Consider the following 20,737-nt stretch of genomic DNA (forward strand, 5'->3'; position numbering starts at 1 on the left):
AATCTAAAGAATGTGGGTGTGTGTCACCAAGCACCCCGAGGAGAGATTATGGCCTCTAAGATTGATCTTCATTCGTTGGTCACCAATTGGCAGAACTCAAGCACTCAAGCTAAAGAGCATTGGAGTGGCTCCTTCGAAGAGTATCTTGATCTTGTAAAACAAAATCCAAAAATTACGCGAAATGCTTACCAACGCATGTATGACATGATTGTTGAAGAGGGCACAGAGACGTATATCGATTTCAAAAAAGAAGTCGTTCGCTATAAATTTTTCGACGACATCCATAACAACGGCAAAGACGCGGTCTTCGGACTTGATGTTCAACTGATGAAGTTGGTGAATGTTTTAAAAGCGGCGGCTCTTGGTTATGGAACCGAGAAGCGTGTGATTCTTCTTCACGGCCCGGTGGGAAGTGCGAAATCCACAATCTGCCGTATGCTGAAAAAAGGCCTTGAGCGCTACTCGCACTCAAAAGAAGGCGCGGTTTACACATTTGAATGGATCGATGAAAAATTGGAACTTGATGGCATTCTTGGTAAGGGAGTGAAAGCCTTCCCCTCGCCGATGAACGAGGAACCTCTTCTTCTGATTCCAGAAGAACTGCGTCCTCAAGTGTTCGAGTCCATCAACAAAGGACAAGAAGGTTCATACCGCGTGCAATTAGAAGGAGAGCTCAGCCCTCCTTCTCGTTTTATCTTTAAATCTTTAATGGAAAGATACCAAGGCGATTTGATGAAAGTTCTTTCGCACGTGCGTGTGAAGCGTCTGTTCATCTCTGAAGCCGATCGTATCGGTATCGGTACTTTCCAACCGAAAGATGAAAAGAACCAAGACTCTACGGAATTAACTGGTGATATCAATTACCGTAAGATCGCCGAGTACGGATCTGATTCCGATCCTCGCGCATTTAACTTTGACGGGGAGTTCAACGTTGCCAATCGCGGGATGATTGAATTTGTCGAGGTGTTGAAACTTGATGTGGCCTTCTTGTACGATTTGCTAGGTGCTTCGCAAGAACACAGAGTGAAACCTAAGAAGTTTGCGCAGACTCATATCGATGAAGTGATCATCGGTCACACCAATGAGCCGGAGTACCGTCGTCTTCAAGATAACGAATTCATGGAAGCCCTTCGTGACCGTACTGTGAAAATTGACATTCCGTACATCACTCGTTGGAGAGATGAGATCAATATCTATAAGCGCGATTTCAACTCGCAAAAAGTACGCGGTATCAGTATCGCGCCTCACACAGTAGAAATGGCGGCGATGTGGGCGATCCTCACTCGTTTGGAAAAACCGAAGAAAGCAAACCTCACTCGTTTGCAAAAGTTGAAACTCTATAACGGTAAAACTTTGCCGAACTATACGGAGGACAACGTGCGTGAGCTTCGTAAGGAAGCCAACCGCGAAGGTCTTGAAGGTATCTCGGCTCGTTATATCCAAGATAAACTTTCAAACGCTCTTGTGGCGGCTCAACAGTCCAACAAAGGTTCTGTGAATCCGTTCATGGTGTTTAAAGAACTTGAATCCGGTCTTAAAAATCATTCACTCATTTCAAGTGAAGAATTGAAAACCGAGTACAAGGAACTCTTGGGCGTTGTGATGCAGGAATACGAAGAGATCATCAAAGCTGAAGTGCAAAGAGCGATCAGTGCTGATGAAGGTGCAATGCAACGTTTGACAGCGAATTATATCGATAACGTTAAAGCGTACACTCAGCGCGAAAAGGTTCGTAACCAGTTTACTGGTAACGATGAAGAACCAGATGAGCGTTTGATGCGTTCGATTGAAGAGAAAATTGAAATTCCTGAATCTCGCAAAGACGATTTCCGTCGCGAGATCATGAATTACATCGGGGCTTTGGCTTTGGAAGGCAAGAAGTTCAATTACAAAATGAACGAACGTCTTCATAAGGCGATTGAGCTGAAACTTTTCGAAGACCAAAAAGACAGTATCAAGTTGACGACTCTTGTGAGCAATGTGGCTGACAAAGACACTCAAGAAAAAATTGATATTGTTAAAACCCGTCTCATCAAGGACTTCGGGTACGATGAGATCTCTGCGACAGACGTTTTACACTATGTTGCAAGTATCTTCGCTCGAGGGGACGTAAAGAATAAATAATGTCGATACGTGAAGACCACAACAGATTTAGAGAGATCGTAAAGGGTAAGGTTAAAGAAGACCTACGCAAATACGTCTCTCAGGGTGAGATGATCGGGAAGCGCGAAGACGAGTTCGTAAAAATTCCGCTTCCTCGTATCGATATTCCAAACTTCCGCTACGGCCCCAAACAACAAGGCGGGGTCGGTCAAGGTGAGGGTCAGCCCGGTCAAGACGTGGGTGACCCAGGTGAAGGTGGACAAGGTCAAGCCGGTGAAGCTCCAGGGGAACATCTTCTGGAAGTGGAACTTACAATGGAAGAACTGGCTGATATCTTGGGCGAAAAGCTTCAGCTTCCGCGCATTGAACCTAAAGGATCTAAAAACATTGATTCCATGAAGACGAAATTCACAGGCCTTGCGCCCGTGGGACCGGAAGGTCTTCGTCATTTCAAATCTTCCTATAAGAGAGCTTTAAAACGCATGGTGGGTTCAGGAACTTACAATCCTGAAGAACCGCTGGTTCTGCCGATCCGTCGTGATATGCAGTACAAATCGTTTAAAAAAGTTCAGCAACCGCAAACACAAGCGGTTGTGATTTATATGATGGACGTTTCTGGAAGTATGGGAGACGAACAAAAAGAAATCGTTCGTCTTGAAAGCTTCTGGATCAATACGTGGTTGAAAAAACATTATAAGGGTCTTGAGACAAGATTCATTATTCACGATGCCGCGGCTAAAGAAGTCGATGAAGACACTTTCTTTAGAACCAGCGAATCGGGTGGTACGTTGATCAGCTCGGCTTATAAACTTTGCCAAGAGATCATCGAAAAAGATTATCCAGTAGCTGATTGGAATATTTATCCATTCCATTTTAGTGACGGCGACAACTGGTCTGGCGAAGACACTCGTCTTTGCGTAAAGATGCTGACAGAGTTTTTCCTTCCTAACTGCAACGTCTTTAGTTACGGGCAGGTGGAAAGTAAATACGGAAGCGGTCAGTTCTTAAAAGACCTGCAAAAAGAATTTGGCTCTGATGAAAGACTGACTCTCAGCCAAATTGAAAGCCGCGATAAGATTTTAGATTCCATCAAAGATTTCTTAGGAAAGGGCCGGTAGGGCGGCGGACGCCGGCAGAGCAGAGGGCCAAAGGCCCGGAGCTGAAGCAGCTCGTGAATTGGAGTAGTGTAATGGCTAATTTAACTCCCGAATTAGAAGCAGAAAGAAAAAGAATCTGGCAAATCGCAAAAGACGCGGGACTGGATTGCTTTGAAACGATCTTTGAATTGATCACTTACGATCAAATCAATCAGTTCGCGGCTTACGGCGGGTTCCCAGTACGCTATCCGCACTGGAAATTCGGGATGGAGTACGAGCATCTTTCTAAGAGCTACGAATACGGTCTTTCAAAAATTTACGAAATGGTGATCAATACCGATCCTTGCTACGCGTACCTGATGGAAGGTAACGCAATGATGGATCAAAAACTCGTGATGGCTCACGTTTATGGTCACTGCGATTTCTTTAAGAATAATATTTGGTTCTCAAAAACAAATCGCAAGATGATGGACCAAATGGCGAATCATGCGACACGCATTCGTCGTTACATGGATCGTTACGGTCAAGACGTCGTCGAAAATTTCATCGACGTCTGTTTAAGTCTTGAAAACTTGATCGACCGCTACAGTCCTTATGTGGAAAAGTCTGTGGCTAAGCCTGAAGAGCCGCGTGCAGCTCAGGAACCGAATTATCTTTTGCGTGTAGATCGCTCTTATATGCGCGACTACATCAATCCGCCTTCGTTTGTTGAAGAACAACGTCGTAAGGCAGAACAAGAAGCACAAGAAAAAGCGCAGCGTTTTCCAAGTGAACCTGAAAAAGATATTTTGAATTTCTTTATTCATTATGCGCCACTCACAGATTGGCAGCAGGATGTGCTTTCGATCATTCGTGATGAGGCTTATTATTTTTCTCCGCAAGGTATGACAAAGACCATGAATGAGGGATGGGCGTCGTATTGGCATTCCAAACTCATGACGACAAAGATTTTGAATGACTCAGAGATCATCGACTTTGCCGATCATCACAGTGGTACGATGGCAATGGCTCCGAATGGGTACAATCCCTATAAGGTCGGCATTGAACTTTTCCGCGACATTGAAGAGCGTTGGAACAAAGGTCAGTTCGGTCGCGAGTGGGAACAGTGTGACGATGTTCGCGAAAGAAAACACTGGGATAAAAAATTAAATCTCGGTCGCGAAAAGATCTTTGAAGTTCGCAAAGTGTGCAACGATGTGACTTTCATCGATCAGTTCCTCACAGAAGACTTCTGTGTGCGGAATAAATTGTTTGTGTACAAGTTTAATAAGAAAACCGGAAAGTTTGAGGTTGATACCAAAGACTTCAAAGCTATCAAAGCACAGTTATTGTTCCATATGACGAACTTCGGGCAGCCGATTATTCGCATTGAAGACGCCAACTTTGAAAATCGTGGAGAGCTTCTTTTGACTCATCTCCATGAAGGCATTGATATGCAGCCGGATTTTATGAGTGAAACTTTGAAGAACGTTTTCAAAATTTGGAAACGCCCGGTGAACATAGCGACAGTGATGGATGAAACCCCGCAGCTTTTTAGATTCGACGGAAAGGAGTATACACAGCACAAGCTGGGTGAAGGCCCAAGCCCGAATCCTTCGAATCAAGAAAGCTCAGGATCATGAAGAATACTCGCTTAGTTTTTAGTACCGATCCCAAAGACAATATCAAATGTCCTCAGTGCAAAGAATTGATGGCGGAATGTCGCTGTCGTCCTGAGGATTCTGTTAAAGAAGGACAATTCACTGTCATCTTCCGCCTTGAAAAGGGCGGCAGAGGCGGGAAAACGGTCACAGTCATGGATGGCTTTCCTCGCAACGAGGATTATCTCAAAACGCTCGCTAAAGAACTTAAAGCGAAATGCGGAGTCGGTGGTACTCACATTTTGTCAGAAAAAAGTGGCATCATCGAAATTCAAGGTGATAAAAGGGATCAGCTGAAGAAGATCCTTGACGGAAAGCATATCAAATATAAGGGTGTTTAAAACTGGACCCCGTACTGCTTGTTTTTTTAGCCTGATCGGGTGATGCTTCAAATATGAACATGTTTACGGCGAATCCAAGAGGTGCAGACTTGGCTGCTAAAAAGATTGTAATTGTAGATGACTATGAAGAGAGCTGTAAGCTTCTGGCTGAGATTTTAAGCTCTACCTACGAGTGCTCGTACACTTCCGACAGCACATCTGCAGTAAAGCTTATTAATGAAAAAAGACCGGATCTTATTCTTCTAGATTATAAAATGCCTGGAGTGATGGGCGTTGATGTTTGTCGTATGGTTCGGGAAACAGAATCAACGAAAAACACACCGATCATTTTTGTTTCTGGTGCGGCAACGATTGATGAAAGAATCAAAGCTTTTGAAACCGGCGCTGATGATTTCATTTCTAAACCTTTCCACGTGAAAGAGTTGATTCTTAGAATTAAAGCGCGCTTGTCAGAAAAAGAACCGGAAATGGCTTCTGAACTTGTTGCTGCAAACTTGCGTATGAATCTTTTGTCTCGCCAAGTTTTCGTTGATGGTGAAGAAGTGAATCTCACGCCTAAGCAGTTTGATATTTTAAAATTGCTTGTCGCTGGCAAAAACAATCTTGTCACGCGTGATAAGTGCTTGTCAGAGATTTGGGGAGACACGGAAGTGACTTCACGTAACGTGGATTCTCAGATCAACTACTTGAAACGCAAAATTGCAAAATTCAACGGGCGCATCGTGGCTGTCCCTTCTTTGGGTTATAGATTGGAAGCGCAGGAATAGTCTTGCGCTGTCCTTTTATAAGGCCGACCTAAGTCCAGCTCTCTTTTAGCGAATCCATAAAAATCCGATAAGAAAGTCTATGCATCTACGTCGGATTTCACTCTTAATTCTGTTTCTTTTTACTCTTCCTGTTTGGGCCATCAGTCCCGAGTTGTTGTGTGATCAAGTTAAGATCGAAGAGCTGACGCCGTCTGAAAGAGCCAATATGGAAGAGGTCTGCATGTATGCAGGCCAGTACCAAGAGTCTTCTCTTCCGGATGCGAATGCCACATTCTCAAAAAAATTTCGCGACGGAAAAGCCAATGTCTATGACTACTCGGATTTTTTCAATAGCTTCACGAAGTCTTTAAACTCCGTCAATCGCGCTGAGAAGTGTGACCCGAAGAAAGACAATCCCCGTGTTGCTTATCCCAGCGTGAATATCGAAAAAACGGCAGCCGGAACAATTCCCGTGTCAGTTGTAAAAGAAGAAGAGCTTAATAAAATCTTCTCTGAACTTTCTAAAGATCCTAAATATGCTTTTGATGTTGTTGAAAATGGCTGTTGGGCAAGAGCGCATATCATGGCGCGTGAGTTAGAAAAACGCGGCATTCGTGTGGCGAAAATTTTCGCAGAAGGTGCTTTGGCTGTTGAAACTAAAAAGGCCCTCAATGGTGAAGGAGTGATGTGGACTTATCACGTGGCTCCGGTGATCGCCGTTGAAACGAAGAACGGTGTGGAATTGCGAGTGATTGATCCTGCGATGTTTGACCGTGCGGTTCCTGTGAAAACGTGGACCGATAAAATGCTTCCGAACAAACAGTTTAAAGACAATGTTGAACTTTATATGACGGATCGTTTTGTTTTAGATCCTCTTCGGGGAGGAAGTCTTAAATCTATTCACGATGATCCAAGTCGTGGCCGTTGGCATATTGCTGAAACGGTGATGGCGGAGCAAGAACTGGAAATGCGTCGTCGCGATTTAGAGGATCGCGAAATTCAAAAAGCCTATTTCAAAAAACTTCAACAAGAAGGAAAGTTATGAAGTATTTAATCGCGACACTTTTTCTTTTTGTGGGTATCTCGGTTTTTGCTAATGAAATACCGACTTTCAAGACGCAGAACTTTATTGATCGCGTTTACAAAATCAAAACGATCAAAGAAAAGTCGTTCATCACTTTTCACCGCGAACCAGTTCTGTATGAAATCGAGCAGAATAAAACGGTTTTGAGTAAACTTGAAAAAAGTCAGAAGACCCAAAAGCCTGTCGCAGTGACAGTGGACCCTCTGACAAGAAAAATCTTAGAAGTGAAAGGCCCCTAGTTGCGGGGACCTTTTTTACCAGAAAACTTTTTGTGAGGACCGCCACCGCCTTTAGATGGATGTCCGCCACCTTTGGGTGCGCCACCACTTTTTGCTTGGTGTCCTCCACCTTTATTGCCGAAAGGTCTTTTCTTTGCGTAGTTGCGCTGCTTGTTTTCCTTTTTCTGGCCTTCAAGCATCGCCTTAGCTTTGCCAGGGCTCATCACAGCCGCTTTTTCAATCGCCTCGGAATGGAAAGGTTGATTTTTATCTAAAGGGATCGGCTGACGAGTGATCTTTTCAATCGCAAAGATGAAAGATCTTTCTTCCGCTGTCGCAAAAGAGATCGACTGTCCTGAAGCTCCGGCACGCGCTGTTCTTCCGATACGGTGAACGTAGCTTTCAGGAATGTGCGGGATTTCAAGATTAATTACGTGAGTGATGCCTTCAATATCAATTCCGCGCGCTGCGATTTCAGTCGCTACCAACACACGAATTTTACCTGTGCGGAAATCCTCAAGGGCTCTTTGACGAGCCGACTGAGATTTATCGCCGTGAATGCCTGCAGCTTCCACTCCCGCTTTCACAAGTTTATCTACTACGCGATTCGCTCCGTATTTCATTTGCACGAAGACCAAGACTTTAAAAAGATCGTTGTCTTTCAAGAGATGCAAAAGAAGATCCAGCTTATCTTTTTTCTCAACATACATCACACGCTGTTCGACTTTTTCAGCTGTCGATGATGTCGGAGTCACTTCTACTTTTTTTGGATTCACCAAAATGCTATGAGCCAGCTTTTGAATCTCTGGCGGCATAGTTGCAGAGAAAAACAAGTTGTGACGTTTCTTCGGCAGAAGCGGCACAATTTTTTTAATATCTTGCATGAAACCCATATCGAGCATGCGATCGGCTTCATCTAAAACAAAAATCTCAACACGGTCTAAGTGTAAAAACTTTTGTTGATACAAATCCATCAAGCGACCCGGAGTCGCAATCAAGATATCCACACCTTCTTGCAATGCCTTCACTTGTGGAGCTTGCCCGACACCACCAAAGATCACGGCGTGTTTTAGTTTTAAATGATTGCTATAAGCCACGATGTTTTCGTGGATTTGAATCGCAAGTTCACGTGTCGGAGTCAGAATCAAAGCGCGAGGACGTCTGGCTTCACGGCGCGTTTGATGTTTAGAAAGATTTTGCAACATCGGCAAAGAAAACGCCGCTGTTTTTCCAGTTCCAGTTTGAGCGATCCCCAAAAGGTCGTGCCCTTCAAGAATAACAGGAATCGCCGCCAATTGAATTGGGGTTGGATGTTCGTAACCTGCTTCTTTTAAAGAAAATTGAAGAGGAGCAATTAAAGGGAGATCAGTAAATTTTGTCGTTGTCATGAAAGGCCACTTGTAACAGCCCCCCAAGATTAGCGCAAGACCGATTTCTTTAACGCCGTTTTAACGAGCTTCTGTACGGCCCAAAGGATGTCTTTATTATACGCAAACACCTCAGGAACGCGTTTAACGTCAATCCACTCGACACCTTTATGATAATCAGCATCGTCCACTTTATGAGGGGGAGTCCATTCTTGATCTAAAATCCCGATGTAAAAAACCGTGCGGCAGGCGTGAATATTTCCATTCCAAAGAAAGTCATATTTACGCTCAAAAGCGGTTTTTTCAAGAATACGAACTTTATAGCCGGTTTCTTCTAAGCATTCGCGAGCGGCAGATTGTGCTGTGGTTTCTCCGGCCTCAATCGCGCCACCAGGAACAAAAAAATATTTTGCCTGAGAGCTTGAATCAATCGCATGAAAACCCAAAATTTTATTTTTATGAACAACAATCACCGACGAACGATCACGGAAAATCTTTTGTGCTTTTTCCGTTTTCTTTTCATCGCGACGATCTTGGAAAAATCCTTGAAGAAGAGCCGCACATTCAGAAGCTAAAACTCCGGGCGTGACCTCCACCTGATGATTCAAGCGAGAGTCATTGAGGATTTCATAAAGACTTTCAACAGCCCCACCCTTAGGGTCTGAAGCACCATAGACAACACGTTTCAGGCGAGCTTGTTGAATCGCGCCTGCGCACATCACACAAGGCTCCAACGTCACGTATAAAGTGCATTCACTTAAACGCCAGCTCTGTTTTTTCTGAGAAGCTTTATGAAGAGCAAAAAGTTCTGCATGTCCCAAGGGAGTTTGTTGTCTTTCGCGCGTATTAATCGCCCACGAAATCAAACCTTCAGGACCTACAAGCAAAGCCGCAATAGGAACTTCGCCTTTCTCTGCGGCTTTCTTGGCAAGGCTTAAAGCCTTCGTCATCCATTTGATATCTTCAGAGGAATTCACTATTTTTCCTCAGCGATTCTTTCGCGAAGTTTAACAGGCTCTTTTGGTTGCTTCTTGCGCATGCGAATATTGAGCATTTCAACACCGACAGAGAATGCCATCGCGAAATACACATAACCTTTTGGAATATGCACTTCCAAAGATTCCACGATCAACGTGAAGCCGATCATCAATAGGAAACTCAACGCAAGAATCTTCAAAGACGGATGCGCATCGACGAAATTACTAATCGGTTTTGCCGCAAACATCATAACGAGTGTTGAAGCGATAACAGCCGCGATCATCACGGAAAGTTCACTGACCATGCCGACAGCGGTGATCACAGAATCTAAAGAGAACACGATATCAAGTAAAAGGATCTGCACAATCACCGCATTAAATGAAGCGGCGACGTGACCTGACTGACTGCCTTCAACACCTTCCAATTTGTGATTGATCTCCATCGTGCTTTTTACGATCAAGAAAAGACCACCTAAAAGCAAAATCAAATCACGGCCTGAAATTTCCTGTCCGAAAACTTCGAAAAGCGGAGCTGTCAGACCAATGATCCAAGACAAAGAAAGAAGTAAAAGAATGCGCGTTCCGACCGCAAGGCCCAAGCCCGTGATGCGAGCCTTGTCTTGTTGTTCTTTAGGAAGTTTTCCAGCGAGGATCGAAATAAAAATAATATTGTCGATCCCCAGAACTAGTTCTAGAGCGAAAAGAGTAAAGAATGCGATCCAAATCTGCGGGTTTGTTAAAAGTTCCATCTAAGGTTTAACTCCTCGTATTTGGATCTTTTATAAACTAATTTGAAGGTGTTGGGTATCGCAGATCTTGGTTGTAGAAACTTTCCATCCAAGATTTTTTATCCCAGGTGTTTTTCCACTTTTGATCGAGCGAATAAGCCGTTTGTGGAGTTTGAATTTGATAACTCCAATCACCTTGCAGGCTTAATACGTGGAAAGTAAAACTCTCTGCAAAGTCCTCAAAAGGAGACACGGCTGCATAAGTCGTTACAAAGTTTGTAGGTGCAAGCTCACGGTAGAATTGTTCAACGTCCGCGACAGATAAACTTTTATTGCAACCGTAAAAACACAAATTGTCCCAGAGTGGAAAATGATAATTGTCTTTCGGAGTCACTGCATTTTTCCAGCTCAAAGCACTCCAAGAGTTCGGCACTGGAACGAGCTTTTGATATTCAGCCATATCGCCTGTCTCAAGTTTGCAAGTTTCTCCAGCAGGACAAACAAAATCGTTCGCCTTATTGCTAAAATCAATGATGTGACCAAACTCATGAATCATCACGTATTGAAGGGCGGATAAAGAACCTGGCAAAGCCACTTCGACACGAGGACCCTCTGGCATGTGCACAAACGGCGGAGCTTTAATACCGAATGCTTTTTGTTCTTTCCATCCAAATACAGACGTCGCATCGTAAGCTTGCTCTAAAAGAATTTTGCGAATTCCCATGAAAGAACCCACAACACCTTTTGTCGGATCTTGGCGAACGATCCCGGCGTAAGCTAATGCCTCCATGTCTTCTTCAACATAGATCACGTCCAAACCACAGAAAGCTTTTTGGACCTTTTCAGGAAGGATGTCGTAGATTTTTTCAACGGGGTCCGCAAAGGACTCGCTGCCAGGAAGACATTGGCGGGTGCCCACAGGATTTTGCGTGGATTTCACCAAACACATGATCTGGCGGATGCGATCGCGGCAGGTTGTTTGAGCCAGCGGAGAGAATTGTTGCCCGGGAGTGCGAATAAACTTCAGCTCTCCAGGCTTCAGGATAAAGAAATCTTCGCTCGGATTGGCTTTGGAAGTTAATGATAAGCCCAATAATATCAGACAGATAAGAAATCTCATAAACACCCCTCGATGAATTTTTCCCATTCATTGAGGACAGTGCCAATAAAAAAAGCACATGGGGAATAATAATTCATTGCGTCAGGACCCCAAGGCTTGCCCCTTTTATGCTGCTTTGTTATACACTCTGGTTCTTATTTCCACATCAGAAGGGCAGGTGATTGTCGTGGCAATGGTAAAGATCAAAGACGGTGAGTCTTTTGAATCTGCATTCAGAAAATTTAAAAAATCTTGCGAAAAAGCAGGTATTCTTTCTGAAGTTAAAAAACGTGAACACTTTGAAAAGCCTTCTGTAAGACTTAAAAAGAAATCTCTAGCGGCTCGTAAACGCGCTGTTAAGAAATCTAGAAAAGGTTGGAACGACTAATTCCTTTAGTGGACATTGGTTTTTTCAAGGAGGCGACCTAGTGTCGCCTCTGTTCTATCTACGCTTCAGTGTTTGAAGCAACCATGGAGGTCCTTAATGGAAATCAGAGATAAACTCGCTGCGGATGTTAAAGCCGCGATGATCGCAAAAGACTCAGCAAAATTGGGAGCTCTTCGTATGCTCCAAGCTGCGATCAAAAACCGCGAAATCGATATGCGTCCAGATCCAATCACTCCTGATGAAGTATTGGGCGTTATCAAAAAACTAGTAAAACAAAGAAAAGAATCTATCGAGCAATTCTCTCAAGCAGGTCGCCAAGATCTAGTCGATCAAGAGACTGCGGAATTGAAAGTTCTTGAAGTTTATTTGCCAGCGCAAATGAGCCGTGAACAAATCGAAGCTCTCGTAACTCAAGTGATTGCAGCATTGGGTGCTAAGACAGTGAAGGACATGGGTCCTGTGATGAAAGAAGTCATCGCGAAATCTGGCGGCGCCGCAGACAACAAAGTAGTAAGCGAAGTTATCAAATCAAAGCTCGCGTAGTCGAAAAAGGTACCTGGTACCTTTTTCCCTTGTTGGAAGGTGCATGAGATTTAGCCAAGACTTTATCGAGAGAGTTTCCGAGGCGAACAACCTTGTCGACATCATCTCTCAATATACACAGCTAAAACAAAGTGGTAGCGGCCTTATGGGCCGCTGTCCGTTTCCTGATCACGTTGAAAAAACAGCGTCGTTCTCGGTTTCGGAAACAAAGCAGGTCTATCACTGCTTCGGTTGCCACAAAAGCGGAAACGTTTTTTCGTTTCTTCGTGATTATCAGGGCATGGGCTTTCCTGAGGCCGTTGAATATCTTGCGAACCGCGCCAGCATTCCAATGCCAGCACCGGAAAAAGAAGACGAAGCTCGCGATCAAGCTGCTGACAAAAAGAAGTTGTTGTTAAAAGTAAATAAGCTCGCCGCTCATTATTTTTCAGAGCAACTTAAACGCACGCCTCACGATCATCCTGTTCGTAAATACATTGCCAGTCGTGGCCTTTCTGACGAGGTTATTGAAACCTTCGGCGTTGGTTACGCGGTGGCAGAGTGGGATGGCTTAGAAAAATATCTGGGCAGCAAACAAGTGCCGATGGCCTTGGCGGAAGAAGCGCGCCTCGTAAAAGCTCGCAACAATAAGTCCGGCTACTTTGATATTTTCCGTGATCGCCTCATGTTTCCGATTTTTTCTCCAATGGGAGAACCCATCGCATTTGGGGGCCGTTACCTTGAGAAAAAAGAAAATGAGCCGAAATATTTAAATTCCCCTGAGACTCCGGTCTTTATTAAGGGGAAAGTGCTCTACGGATTGTCACAAACAGCTCGTTACATCCGTAGTGATGATATGGCTTTGATCGTTGAAGGCTACATGGATTTGGTTTCTTTGTACCAGGCAGGCATCCGCAACGTGGTGGCGACCATGGGAACGGCTTTGACTCCGGATCACGGAAAAATGCTTAAGCGCATGACTAAAAACGTAGTGGCTCTGTTTGACGGGGACTCTGCGGGAATGGAAGCGGCCGAACGCAGCTTGCCGATCTTACTCGCAGCGGACCTGTATCCGAAGGGTTTGACTCTTCCGAACAATATGGACCCTGACGATTATGTGAAAAAATACGGAGCTGACGCTCTGAAAGCAGAACTTGAGCGTGCTCCAGATTTGTTTGTGATGATTTTGGCTCGATGGATGGAAGGTTATCGCGGTGAGGCTTCTGAAAAAGTGAAGCTTGCTGATAAATTGAAACCGTTATTTGAGACTATTCCGGATTTGCGATTACGGGACTTGTATTTGGCGGAATCTGCGCAGAAGATGGGCGTAACTCTTCCCTGGCTGCGTCAAGCTGTGGGCTTGCAAAGCAGTGGCCCTGTATATTCACAAAATCGCCCTGCGATGACTAGAACGGTGCAGCCAAGTGCGCCGGCTAACCAAAAGGCCCCCGAAGCGGTGTCACAACCTGTAGAAGGAGGCAAAATCAGCCTCAAAGGAGCCTCTAAAGCAGAGATTCTGCTATTAGGATTGGTACTCAAAAGTCGTGCCAATTTCGAGCATTTTGAGAGTGAAAAACTGATTGAGAACGTTGCACACGAAGGAGTGAAAAAGATCCTTGAAAAGGCGACGGATGTGTATAGACAAGATCTTAATAAGTTTGATAAATTGACCAGTCTGCTTGTCTCTTACGTTGATCAGCCTGAATATCTATTTCAAGTTGGGCCCACTCCCGAGGCTGAACCAGGGTTCGACGAAGAGGCAGAGACGAAGCTCTTGCGTGATTGCTTTAAGCGCGTGAAAGAAAACTTCCTAAGAGAGCAAGCAAAGCAATTGGCGAGAGATCTTAAAAACGAACCTAGTTCGGAAAAGTTGGAACAGATTATGAATATTCAGAGAAATCGAATCTCTCTGAATAAAGGGTAAAAGGCGGGGTATTGATGAAACCGAACCTACCAAACAAACAAGAGAAAGAGCCGGTAAAGGTTCTTTCTTTGCAGGAACAAGAAGCGTTGATTAAAGAAGAAATTCAACGATTTCTGAAGCTTGCAAAGGAAAAAGGCGCGTTGACGATTGAAGAAATCAACGACCTTCTTCCACCTGAAATTATCGCTCCTTCAGTGCTCGATGCATTCATGCACGCGCTTGAGGGTGGTGGTGTAGTAATTTCAGACTTGTCTGAAACTTCGAAAGAGGAAGAGGGCGAAGGATCTTTCCTTGAAAGCCCGGATTCTGAAGACGAAGAAGTAGATGATGAAGAAAAAGCAGAAAGCGAAGACGTTAAGGGTAACGACCCTGTTCGTCTTTACTTGCGTAAAATGGGAAGCGTGTCACTTCTTACTCGTGAGGGTGAAGTTGAGATCGCTCGTCGTATCGAAAAAGGGGAGCGTGAAATCGTTCGTGCGATCCTTTTGTCTCCACTAGGAACATACGAGATCATTCAACTTGGTAAGCGTCTTGATGAAGGACGTATCAAAGTTAAATCGATCTTCCGTGGTCTTGAGGACGAAGACACTCAATACGATGAGAAGGAATACATCGATAAGATTCATGAACTTATCGGTAAAGTGACTGAGTACCAAAAAGCGGCTGAGAAACATTTCTTGGTTCTTCGTAAAGAAGAAACGAACACTCCAGCTCGTCAAGCGGCTATGAAAGAACTTGTTGCGATGAACGACAAGCTCATGGCGAACTTCGAGTCTGTGAACTTCAACCGTAAGACAATCAACCGTATCGTGATCAAGTTCAAAAACTTGGTGAACCGTATCGGAACTCTTCGTCGTCGTATCAAAGACGGTGTGGAGCGTACGTTCTCTAAAGACGTTGCTGCAATGACAGAACGTATGAAGTTGATCGATGCGAACGAAAAAGAATTAACAAGAATGACTCGCGATACGGGTTTGAATTACCAAAAATTCAAATCCTACGTATTGCAAGCTCAAGAGGCTGAAAAACGTATCGGCCGCTTGGACTCCGAAACAGAGATGAACCACAACTGGGTTAAGGAAACTTACACAGCGATTTGGAAAGGTGAGCGCGAAGCCGATGCAGCGAAGTCAGAACTCGTTGAAGCGAACTTGCGTCTCGTTGTTTCTATCGCGAAGAAGTACACCAACCGCGGTCTTCAATTCTTGGATTTGATCCAGGAAGGTAACATCGGTTTGATGAAAGCCGTTGATAAGTTCGAATACCGTCGTGGTTACAAGTTCTCGACTTATGCGACATGGTGGATCCGTCAAGCGATCACTCGCGCGATTGCCGACCAAGCTCGTACAATCCGTATCCCTGTTCACATGATCGAGACGATCAACAAGCTTGTTCGTACATCTCGCTATCTGATCCAGGAACTAGGCCGTGAGCCGACCCCTGAAGAGATCGCGGATAAAATGGACATGCCAGTTGATAAAGTTCGCAAAGTTTTGAAAATCGCGAAAGAGCCAATCTCTTTGGAAACTCCAGTGGGTGAAGAAGAAGATTCGCACTTAGGGGACTTTATCGAAGACAAAAAGGTGATCAATCCTGCAGAAGCGATTGTGAACCTGAACTTGGCGGAACAAACTCGCCGTGTTCTTTCGACACTGACTCCAAGAGAAGAAAAAGTTCTTCGTATGCGTTTCGGTATCGGTGAAGAATCTGACCATACTCTTGAAGAGGTGGGACAAGACTTCAACGTGACTCGTGAGCGTATCCGTCAGATCGAGGCTAAAGCTCTTCGTAAGCTTCGTCATCCTTCTCGCAGCAACAAACTGAAGGCGTTTGTTGATAGCTAGCGCTCTCTAGGAGAGCTGATTTGAGCTTCCTGAAAGGGACTTTCTTCGGAAAGTCCCTTTTTTTATTAGAATCTTTTCATCACTTTCAATCCTGACAAATCATTCTGAAATTCTCCTGTATGATTCCTCCAATTTTAAAACTGGAGGTTAAAAATGAAATCAGTTTTCTTCACGGCTGCTTTGCTTTTGTCTCACTCCGCTTTTGCTATCGATGCTGCCGATAAAGTTATTAAATCCGTTGAGTGTTCTGCGGAAAAAACTCCTGATCTTGTTCAGTATAAAGGTAACGACACAGTCGCGACTGTTTACCTCAAAGCTGAACGCGCGACTCCTAACGAGCCGTTGCTCATCAATTATACGGAAGAGTTTTGGGCGACCACAGGAAACGGTCCTCAGCACCGCGTGATCACGATCCGTGACGTTGCCTGTACGACGCAATGGTATCGCACTCGGGCTTCTTCTTATGTCGGACGCGCTCACTTTGAATTGACTTGCTATGACGGTGGCAGCCTTGTGCGATTGGATTTGGATTCTAAAGCCAAAAATGGAGTTTACTTGGGAGTCGCGGGGCAAACAGGTCGGTTTGCTTTAGCTTGTTCGTACACGAAGTTTTGATCCGCCACTCCGCGGTTGATCGTGTTCGCTATGTTTGATACCTTAAAGCCTCTCGGTAGTGGGGGGCTAGCTTAGTTGGTTAAAGCACGGTGCTCATAACACTGGGATCGGGGGTTCAAGTCCCTCGCCCCCTACCATTTTATAAGAGACATCTCTCTCATCTAGCTAATGTAAACCAAATGGTTGTGCCTTTGTTGGGAACGGATTCGGCCCAGATGCGGCCGTCGTGGAGTTCGACGACTTTCTTACACGTAGCTAAACCAATGCCGGAGCCGGAGTATTCTTGTTTCGAATGTAAGGTCGTATAAAGTCCGAAAATATTTTCTTTTTCTTTCGGGTCAAAGCCGATGCCGTTATCTTTCACTGAAAAAAGCAAGTACTGCGCAAATTTTTTGTCGTCGACATTCACTTCAATGACAGGAGGCTTTGAACTACGAAACTTGATCGAATTGGCAAAGAGATTTTGGAAGAGCTGAACCAGCAACGCCGGATCACCTTGTACTATCGGCATTTTCTGACTTTTTATTTGTGTGTGAGTTGTTTCAATAGATTCATGAAGATTCTGTTCGGTGATCTTAAGCACTTCATTCAAGTCCACATCTATAAACTGATGATTCTGTGCCGCCAGGCGAGCGTGTTCTAAAAGATGATCTATGAGATGTCTCATTCTCTCAGCGGCACTTTCAATGATTGGGATGTATTCATGTCCCGGAGAGTTTGCCAACTGACCCAGTTCTTCATTCAAAAGAGACACATATCCCGAAATAGTCGCGAGGGGAGACTTTAAGTCATGGGCAGCAACACCAGCAAACTGTTCCAAGTCGCGATTGCTGACTTCCGCTTTGTTAAGAGCCTCTTCGGTGTTTTTCTGTTTCGTGGAAATAAAGCTTTCAGCAGTGGAAATTCCAAGGACTTCGAAAACCTCATCAATCTTATTTCTGATTTCATAAGATAATTGTCCTTGGTGCTGTAGTTCCTGGATAACATCTTTTTTGATGATGCTAAATTCCTTTAAAAGTTGAGGCAAGCTAAAGCCCAGAGGAGCTGTACCTTCAAATTTATAAAGGGGGGACATTTCTTTATCCGCGACTGTGACGTGAGGTGAAGCAGATGTACTTAATTGCAGGTTATCTATAAGGGCGTTGAGAAAAAGCTGCAAAGGCGTTGTTAGTTTTGAAATAGGCGCCTGAGGAAATTCTTTACCGAGATCCATGATAACACGTTTTTGGATATCTTTTTTAAGGTTTTCAATATTCTCCACACAGGCTCCTTTGATCGAATCTCCATTTTTTAGCATGACGTGAGTAGAGGTGGGTCCAGGGATTTGTTGTTTCTTCACAGTCAAGAGACGACTATGAGCCGGTTCTTTTTCTCAAAGTCGCCCTCTTCGAGATGACCGGCTTTCAGAAATAAAATGATTTGGTTATATCTATTGCGATACCGATCTGTTCTACTTGGTGAACACGTCGTTCTCATTATTCAATCGATTCTCTTTTGTCTTCTGTGAATGGCCCCTAAGCTTTTAAGGAGGCAAATATGGGAAAGAAATTATACGTCGGAAATTTATCATACACAGTTGATTCGAATCAGCTTACAAATCTTTTTGCAGAGTTTGGTACTGTTGATTCCGCAAATGTGATCACAGATAGAGAAACAGGCCGCAGTAAAGGTTTTGCATTCATCGAAATGTCTACAGATGGAGAAGCGCAAACAGCGATTCAAAAATTGAACGGTTCAGAAGTTTCTGGTCGTGCGATGAATATCTCTGAAGCGAAACCTCAAGAAAACCGCTCTGGTGGCAATCGTCGCAGCGGTGGTTTCAGCTCTCGCCGTTCATACTAATATCGGCAGATTTAATTATAAAATACGCAAAGGAATATGATGGCTAAAGACGATTTGGTCACGACGGATGGCAAAGTCGTAGATCTTTCCGGTGGTGGAGTTTATTCCGTGACTCTTCCTAACGGTGTTTTAATTAAGGCTCGTTTATGTGGAAAGATGAAAAAATTTAATATCAAGGTTGTTGTAGGAGATCGAGTGAATGTAGGGGTTTCGCCCTACGATCCCACTCACGGTTTGATCTTACACCGACATAAAGTTTAAGGGCCCCAGGGGCCCTTTTTTAGTGCGGCGGCTGTGTGCCTTGGACTTGCATCGCAGATGCACCTTTATAGTTGTGATACTCTTCGATTTCTTGAGAGACTGATATGAACCAACCCCAGCCGTGACCCTGTTCTTTTACGGCTTCCATAAAACCAGTGACGGTTTCGTGGCGGCCCCAGTCGCGTTGCAATTCACATGCGACAGAGTTCCAGCCAACAGGTTGCGCTCCAGCATGGACCATGCGTTGAAGTGCGGCTTTATGACCCTCGATGGAATTAGCACCGACGCAATCAACGACTGGAAATACTTCGTAGCCCTCTTTGATTGCATCCATTGTTGGAAATAACAAACAGGCGTCCGTCCAAAGAGCGGCGATAATAAGTTTCTTGCGTTTAGTGGCTTTGATCGCTTGATAAAATTCTTCATCTTCCCAAGCGTTGATTGAAGTTCTGTCAATTGATGGAACACCGGCAAGCAGTTCTTTAAGTTGCGGAATGGTGTCAGGGTTTCTTCCATTTATCGTATTCACTGTGCTTAAAACAATGGGGACATCAAATGCCTTTGCTGTTTTGATTAAGGCGCGCATGTTACCGATAAGTGTCTGGCGATCCATCGAAACCGTTGTGATAATTTGGGGTGGTTGATAATCGATGATGACAAGGACTGCGTTTTTTGGTGTGAGCAAATGATCTTTGACCTGATCGCGAACGGGAGTGCTTTTCATAGAGAATCTCCTTAAAAAAGTATTGTTAAAGCAGACTCTCAAACGCTCAGCGAGGCAATTTTCTCGCGGGGTGAATGCTAAAATTCACAAGAAGTTTCTATCGAATTGAATGTGCTTTAACAGGTCGGACTCATTAAGGGTGTTTGCTGGTAATACCTTTTCTTTTTAAGATATCATCCCACGATCCATCTTTCACGATATCGTCGATCAGCTTATTTAAGTCTGCGACTTTGATTGTCGATTGTTCGTTTGAAACAAGAAGACCTAGCCGATAAATTTGATCGAAATTTTTTGAGATGAGCAAAAACTTTTGATCTTGTGGATTTTCTTTCAAATAAATATCCAAGTACTCTTTAGATACAATAGCGATGTCGGTACGCTTGTTCAGTACGGCGCGGATGTTTCCTTCCTGAGTATTGGTAAGCTCTAAATTGAATTCTTTCAAAGCTTTCGGGCCCGTGGACAGCCCCAAAAATCCATAATGGTAACCGCGCATGCCTCGAATTTTTTTACTTTTTAGATCTTTAAAATAAGCTTGGGTGCGGGAGGGCTCATTCAGAGCGATGAAGACCTCTCCACCTTCTTGAAATATTTTTGTTGAGGTCACAAGATCAGGATTCCAACCCCACGATTTGCATTCAAAGGCGATGATTTGGTATCGCCCTTCTTTCATATCGTGGTATCTTCTTGAAGGTGAAGTGGGAACAAATCGAAATTCAAACTTTGATTGTTTTTGATTTAAAAGCTGAATCAAATCCAATGTCAGACCTTGGAAGCCGTTGTTCTTACTGATGACGTAAGGTGGAAAGTCGTAACCACCGATATCAACAGGCGTGGGCTTGGCGAAGGCCATGCTGGAAAGAAAAAGAAAAACTAAAGAGAATTTCACATTCCGACCTTACGGGAGTGTGAAGAGTTGGGTCAAATTAAATACGGAGGAAACGTGAAAATCAGAGCCAGTCATATATTGGTGCAGCATCAATATGAAGCCGATGATCTTTTACGAGCATTAAAGAGTGGTAAAAGCTTTGAAGAATTAGCACGCAAGCACTCTCGCTGTCCCTCCTCCTCCGTGGGAGGAGATCTGGGAACATTCTCTGAAGGTCGCATGGATGAGACATTTGAAGAGGCTGCGTTCTCTTTGAGGGTCGGCGAAACGACCGCAAAACCTGTACGCACGAAGTTTGGTTATCACCTTATAAAAAGAACGGAGTAAT

22 protein-coding genes and 1 tRNA gene are annotated in these 20,737 nt (G+C 44.2%); 16 read left to right on the top strand and 7 right to left on the bottom strand.

Translation table 11 applies throughout. The features are described from left to right. Positions 1–48 precede the first annotated feature (48 nt). The 7 genes from ACLSSO_RS01015 (at position 49) to ACLSSO_RS01045 (ending at position 7,250) form a co-directional block, all read left to right on the top strand. Positions 49–2,124 (top strand): PrkA family serine protein kinase, encoded by a 2,076-nt coding sequence (locus ACLSSO_RS01015; RefSeq protein WP_295905628.1) that lies wholly within the window; start codon positions 49–51, stop codon positions 2,122–2,124. Further along, entirely contained in the window at positions 2,124–3,221 is a 1,098-nt protein-coding gene (locus tag ACLSSO_RS01020) for a DUF444 family protein (protein ID WP_295905627.1), read from the top strand. The genes ACLSSO_RS01015 and ACLSSO_RS01020 overlap by 1 nt, the downstream gene beginning before the upstream one ends. Positions 3,222–3,292: 71 nt before the next feature. After that, positions 3,293–4,822 carry a SpoVR family protein gene (locus ACLSSO_RS01025; protein WP_413943808.1) on the top strand — a complete coding sequence of 510 codons (1,530 nt, stop codon included), beginning with the start codon at positions 3,293–3,295 and terminating at the stop codon, positions 4,820–4,822. Then, on the top strand, positions 4,819–5,181 hold the full coding sequence (locus tag ACLSSO_RS01030; RefSeq protein WP_295898920.1) for a translation initiation factor: 363 nt from the start codon (positions 4,819–4,821) through the stop codon (positions 5,179–5,181). The genes ACLSSO_RS01025 and ACLSSO_RS01030 overlap by 4 nt, the downstream gene beginning before the upstream one ends. A gap of 53 nt (positions 5,182–5,234) precedes the next feature. Beyond that, the gene (locus ACLSSO_RS01035; protein ID WP_295898917.1) at positions 5,235–5,948 is read left to right on the top strand and encodes a response regulator transcription factor; all 714 of its coding nucleotides are present in this window, start codon (positions 5,235–5,237) and stop codon (positions 5,946–5,948) included. A 79-nt stretch (positions 5,949–6,027) separates the two neighbouring features. Continuing rightward, entirely contained in the window at positions 6,028–6,972 is a 945-nt protein-coding gene (locus ACLSSO_RS01040; RefSeq protein ID WP_413943809.1) for a protein-glutamine glutaminase family protein, read from the top strand. Then, a complete protein-coding gene (locus ACLSSO_RS01045) occupies positions 6,969–7,250 on the top strand; it encodes a hypothetical protein (protein ID WP_413943810.1) in 282 nt (93 codons plus the stop codon). Before ACLSSO_RS01040 ends, ACLSSO_RS01045 begins: the two co-directional genes overlap by 4 nt. Here the strand turns inward: ACLSSO_RS01045 and ACLSSO_RS01050 are convergent. Genes ACLSSO_RS01050 through ACLSSO_RS01065 form a run of 4 tightly spaced genes read right to left on the bottom strand, consistent with a single transcriptional unit; the run spans position 7,247 to position 11,421 of the window. Then, positions 7,247–8,617, bottom strand: a complete 1,371-nt coding sequence (locus ACLSSO_RS01050; RefSeq protein ID WP_413943811.1) for a DEAD/DEAH box helicase — start codon at positions 8,615–8,617, stop codon at positions 7,247–7,249. The two genes, ACLSSO_RS01045 and ACLSSO_RS01050, sit on opposite strands and share 4 nt — an antisense overlap. 29 nt (positions 8,618–8,646) lie before the next feature. Then, on the bottom strand, positions 8,647–9,573 hold the full coding sequence (gene tadA / locus ACLSSO_RS01055; RefSeq protein WP_413943812.1) for a tRNA adenosine(34) deaminase TadA: 927 nt from the start codon (positions 9,571–9,573) through the stop codon (positions 8,647–8,649). Further along, entirely contained in the window at positions 9,573–10,322 is a 750-nt protein-coding gene (locus tag ACLSSO_RS01060; protein ID WP_413943813.1) for a TerC family protein, read from the bottom strand. Before ACLSSO_RS01060 ends, tadA begins: the two co-directional genes overlap by 1 nt. A gap of 37 nt (positions 10,323–10,359) precedes the next feature. Next, the gene (locus ACLSSO_RS01065; RefSeq protein ID WP_413943814.1) at positions 10,360–11,421 is read right to left on the bottom strand and encodes a hypothetical protein; all 1,062 of its coding nucleotides are present in this window, start codon (positions 11,419–11,421) and stop codon (positions 10,360–10,362) included. Between the two features lie 172 nt (positions 11,422–11,593). On the opposite strand from ACLSSO_RS01065, the gene rpsU reads away from it, so the two are divergent. The 6 genes from rpsU to ACLSSO_RS01095 all read left to right on the top strand — a co-directional run bounded on the left by rpsU (position 11,594) and on the right by ACLSSO_RS01095 (position 16,830). Continuing rightward, positions 11,594–11,788 carry a 30S ribosomal protein S21 gene (gene rpsU, locus ACLSSO_RS01070; RefSeq protein ID WP_041872727.1) on the top strand — a complete coding sequence of 65 codons (195 nt, stop codon included), beginning with the start codon at positions 11,594–11,596 and terminating at the stop codon, positions 11,786–11,788. 96 nt (positions 11,789–11,884) lie between these two features. After that, entirely contained in the window at positions 11,885–12,331 is a 447-nt protein-coding gene (locus ACLSSO_RS01075; protein ID WP_295898900.1) for a GatB/YqeY domain-containing protein, read from the top strand. 43 nt (positions 12,332–12,374) lie between these two features. Next, on the top strand, positions 12,375–14,234 hold the full coding sequence (dnaG, locus tag ACLSSO_RS01080) for a DNA primase (protein WP_295898898.1): 1,860 nt from the start codon (positions 12,375–12,377) through the stop codon (positions 14,232–14,234). A gap of 14 nt (positions 14,235–14,248) precedes the next feature. Continuing rightward, on the top strand, positions 14,249–16,078 hold the full coding sequence (gene rpoD, locus ACLSSO_RS01085; protein ID WP_295898895.1) for an RNA polymerase sigma factor RpoD: 1,830 nt from the start codon (positions 14,249–14,251) through the stop codon (positions 16,076–16,078). A 153-nt stretch (positions 16,079–16,231) separates the two neighbouring features. After that, positions 16,232–16,693, top strand: a complete 462-nt coding sequence (locus tag ACLSSO_RS01090) for a hypothetical protein (RefSeq protein ID WP_295898893.1) — start codon at positions 16,232–16,234, stop codon at positions 16,691–16,693. 60 nt (positions 16,694–16,753) lie between these two features. Continuing rightward, positions 16,754–16,830: transfer RNA gene (locus ACLSSO_RS01095), tRNA-Met, on the top strand. A 20-nt stretch (positions 16,831–16,850) separates the two neighbouring features. On the opposite strand, the gene ACLSSO_RS01100 is transcribed toward ACLSSO_RS01095, so the two are convergent. Continuing rightward, positions 16,851–17,954 carry a sensor histidine kinase gene (locus ACLSSO_RS01100; protein ID WP_295898859.1) on the bottom strand — a complete coding sequence of 368 codons (1,104 nt, stop codon included), beginning with the start codon at positions 17,952–17,954 and terminating at the stop codon, positions 16,851–16,853. 275 nt (positions 17,955–18,229) lie between these two features. On the opposite strand from ACLSSO_RS01100, the gene ACLSSO_RS01105 reads away from it, so the two are divergent. Together ACLSSO_RS01105 and infA are read left to right on the top strand one after the other, a co-directional pair. Continuing rightward, positions 18,230–18,535 carry an RNA recognition motif domain-containing protein gene (locus ACLSSO_RS01105; protein WP_413943815.1) on the top strand — a complete coding sequence of 102 codons (306 nt, stop codon included), beginning with the start codon at positions 18,230–18,232 and terminating at the stop codon, positions 18,533–18,535. 39 nt (positions 18,536–18,574) lie between these two features. Then, positions 18,575–18,796 (top strand): translation initiation factor IF-1, encoded by a 222-nt coding sequence (gene infA, locus ACLSSO_RS01110; protein WP_367276347.1) that lies wholly within the window; start codon positions 18,575–18,577, stop codon positions 18,794–18,796. 19 nt (positions 18,797–18,815) lie between these two features. Here the strand turns inward: infA and ACLSSO_RS01115 are convergent, their stop codons facing one another. Both ACLSSO_RS01115 and ACLSSO_RS01120 read right to left on the bottom strand, forming a co-directional pair. Continuing rightward, positions 18,816–19,520, bottom strand: a complete 705-nt coding sequence (locus tag ACLSSO_RS01115; protein ID WP_413943816.1) for a hydrolase — start codon at positions 19,518–19,520, stop codon at positions 18,816–18,818. Between the two features lie 133 nt (positions 19,521–19,653). After that, positions 19,654–20,409 (bottom strand): substrate-binding periplasmic protein, encoded by a 756-nt coding sequence (locus ACLSSO_RS01120; protein WP_295898847.1) that lies wholly within the window; start codon positions 20,407–20,409, stop codon positions 19,654–19,656. Between the two features lie 54 nt (positions 20,410–20,463). Here ACLSSO_RS01120 and ACLSSO_RS01125 point away from each other — a divergent pair, with 54 nt between their 5' ends. Further along, entirely contained in the window at positions 20,464–20,736 is a 273-nt protein-coding gene (locus ACLSSO_RS01125) for a peptidylprolyl isomerase (RefSeq protein WP_295898842.1), read from the top strand. Position 20,737: the final 1 nt, after the last annotated feature.

Source organism: Bdellovibrio sp. HCB-162, from assembly GCF_047344985.1.
Classification (GTDB): Bacteria; Bdellovibrionota; Bdellovibrionia; order Bdellovibrionales; family Bdellovibrionaceae; genus Bdellovibrio.

What these genes read in the sequence shown, in the direction of transcription:
- ACLSSO_RS01015 (WP_295905628.1), top strand. Translation starts at nt 49, where the DNA reads ATGGCCTCTAAGATTGATCTTCATTCGTTGGTCACCAATTGGCAGAAC.
- ACLSSO_RS01020 (WP_295905627.1), top strand. Translation starts at nt 2,124, where the DNA reads ATGTCGATACGTGAAGACCACAACAGATTTAGAGAGATCGTAAAGGGT.
- ACLSSO_RS01025 (WP_413943808.1), top strand. Translation starts at nt 3,293, where the DNA reads ATGGCTAATTTAACTCCCGAATTAGAAGCAGAAAGAAAAAGAATCTGG.
- ACLSSO_RS01030 (WP_295898920.1), top strand. Translation starts at nt 4,819, where the DNA reads ATGAAGAATACTCGCTTAGTTTTTAGTACCGATCCCAAAGACAATATC.
- ACLSSO_RS01035 (WP_295898917.1), top strand. Translation starts at nt 5,235, where the DNA reads ATGAACATGTTTACGGCGAATCCAAGAGGTGCAGACTTGGCTGCTAAA.
- ACLSSO_RS01040 (WP_413943809.1), top strand. Translation starts at nt 6,028, where the DNA reads ATGCATCTACGTCGGATTTCACTCTTAATTCTGTTTCTTTTTACTCTT.
- ACLSSO_RS01045 (WP_413943810.1), top strand. Translation starts at nt 6,969, where the DNA reads ATGAAGTATTTAATCGCGACACTTTTTCTTTTTGTGGGTATCTCGGTT.
- ACLSSO_RS01050 (WP_413943811.1), bottom strand. Translation starts at nt 8,617, where the DNA reads ATGACAACGACAAAATTTACTGATCTCCCTTTAATTGCTCCTCTTCAA.
- ACLSSO_RS01060 (WP_413943813.1), bottom strand. Translation starts at nt 10,322, where the DNA reads ATGGAACTTTTAACAAACCCGCAGATTTGGATCGCATTCTTTACTCTT.
- ACLSSO_RS01065 (WP_413943814.1), bottom strand. Translation starts at nt 11,421, where the DNA reads ATGAGATTTCTTATCTGTCTGATATTATTGGGCTTATCATTAACTTCC.
- rpsU (WP_041872727.1), top strand. Translation starts at nt 11,594, where the DNA reads ATGGTAAAGATCAAAGACGGTGAGTCTTTTGAATCTGCATTCAGAAAA.
- ACLSSO_RS01075 (WP_295898900.1), top strand. Translation starts at nt 11,885, where the DNA reads ATGGAAATCAGAGATAAACTCGCTGCGGATGTTAAAGCCGCGATGATC.
- dnaG (WP_295898898.1), top strand. Translation starts at nt 12,375, where the DNA reads ATGAGATTTAGCCAAGACTTTATCGAGAGAGTTTCCGAGGCGAACAAC.
- rpoD (WP_295898895.1), top strand. Translation starts at nt 14,249, where the DNA reads ATGAAACCGAACCTACCAAACAAACAAGAGAAAGAGCCGGTAAAGGTT.
- ACLSSO_RS01090 (WP_295898893.1), top strand. Translation starts at nt 16,232, where the DNA reads ATGAAATCAGTTTTCTTCACGGCTGCTTTGCTTTTGTCTCACTCCGCT.
- ACLSSO_RS01105 (WP_413943815.1), top strand. Translation starts at nt 18,230, where the DNA reads ATGGGAAAGAAATTATACGTCGGAAATTTATCATACACAGTTGATTCG.
- infA (WP_367276347.1), top strand. Translation starts at nt 18,575, where the DNA reads ATGGCTAAAGACGATTTGGTCACGACGGATGGCAAAGTCGTAGATCTT.
- ACLSSO_RS01115 (WP_413943816.1), bottom strand. Translation starts at nt 19,520, where the DNA reads ATGAAAAGCACTCCCGTTCGCGATCAGGTCAAAGATCATTTGCTCACA.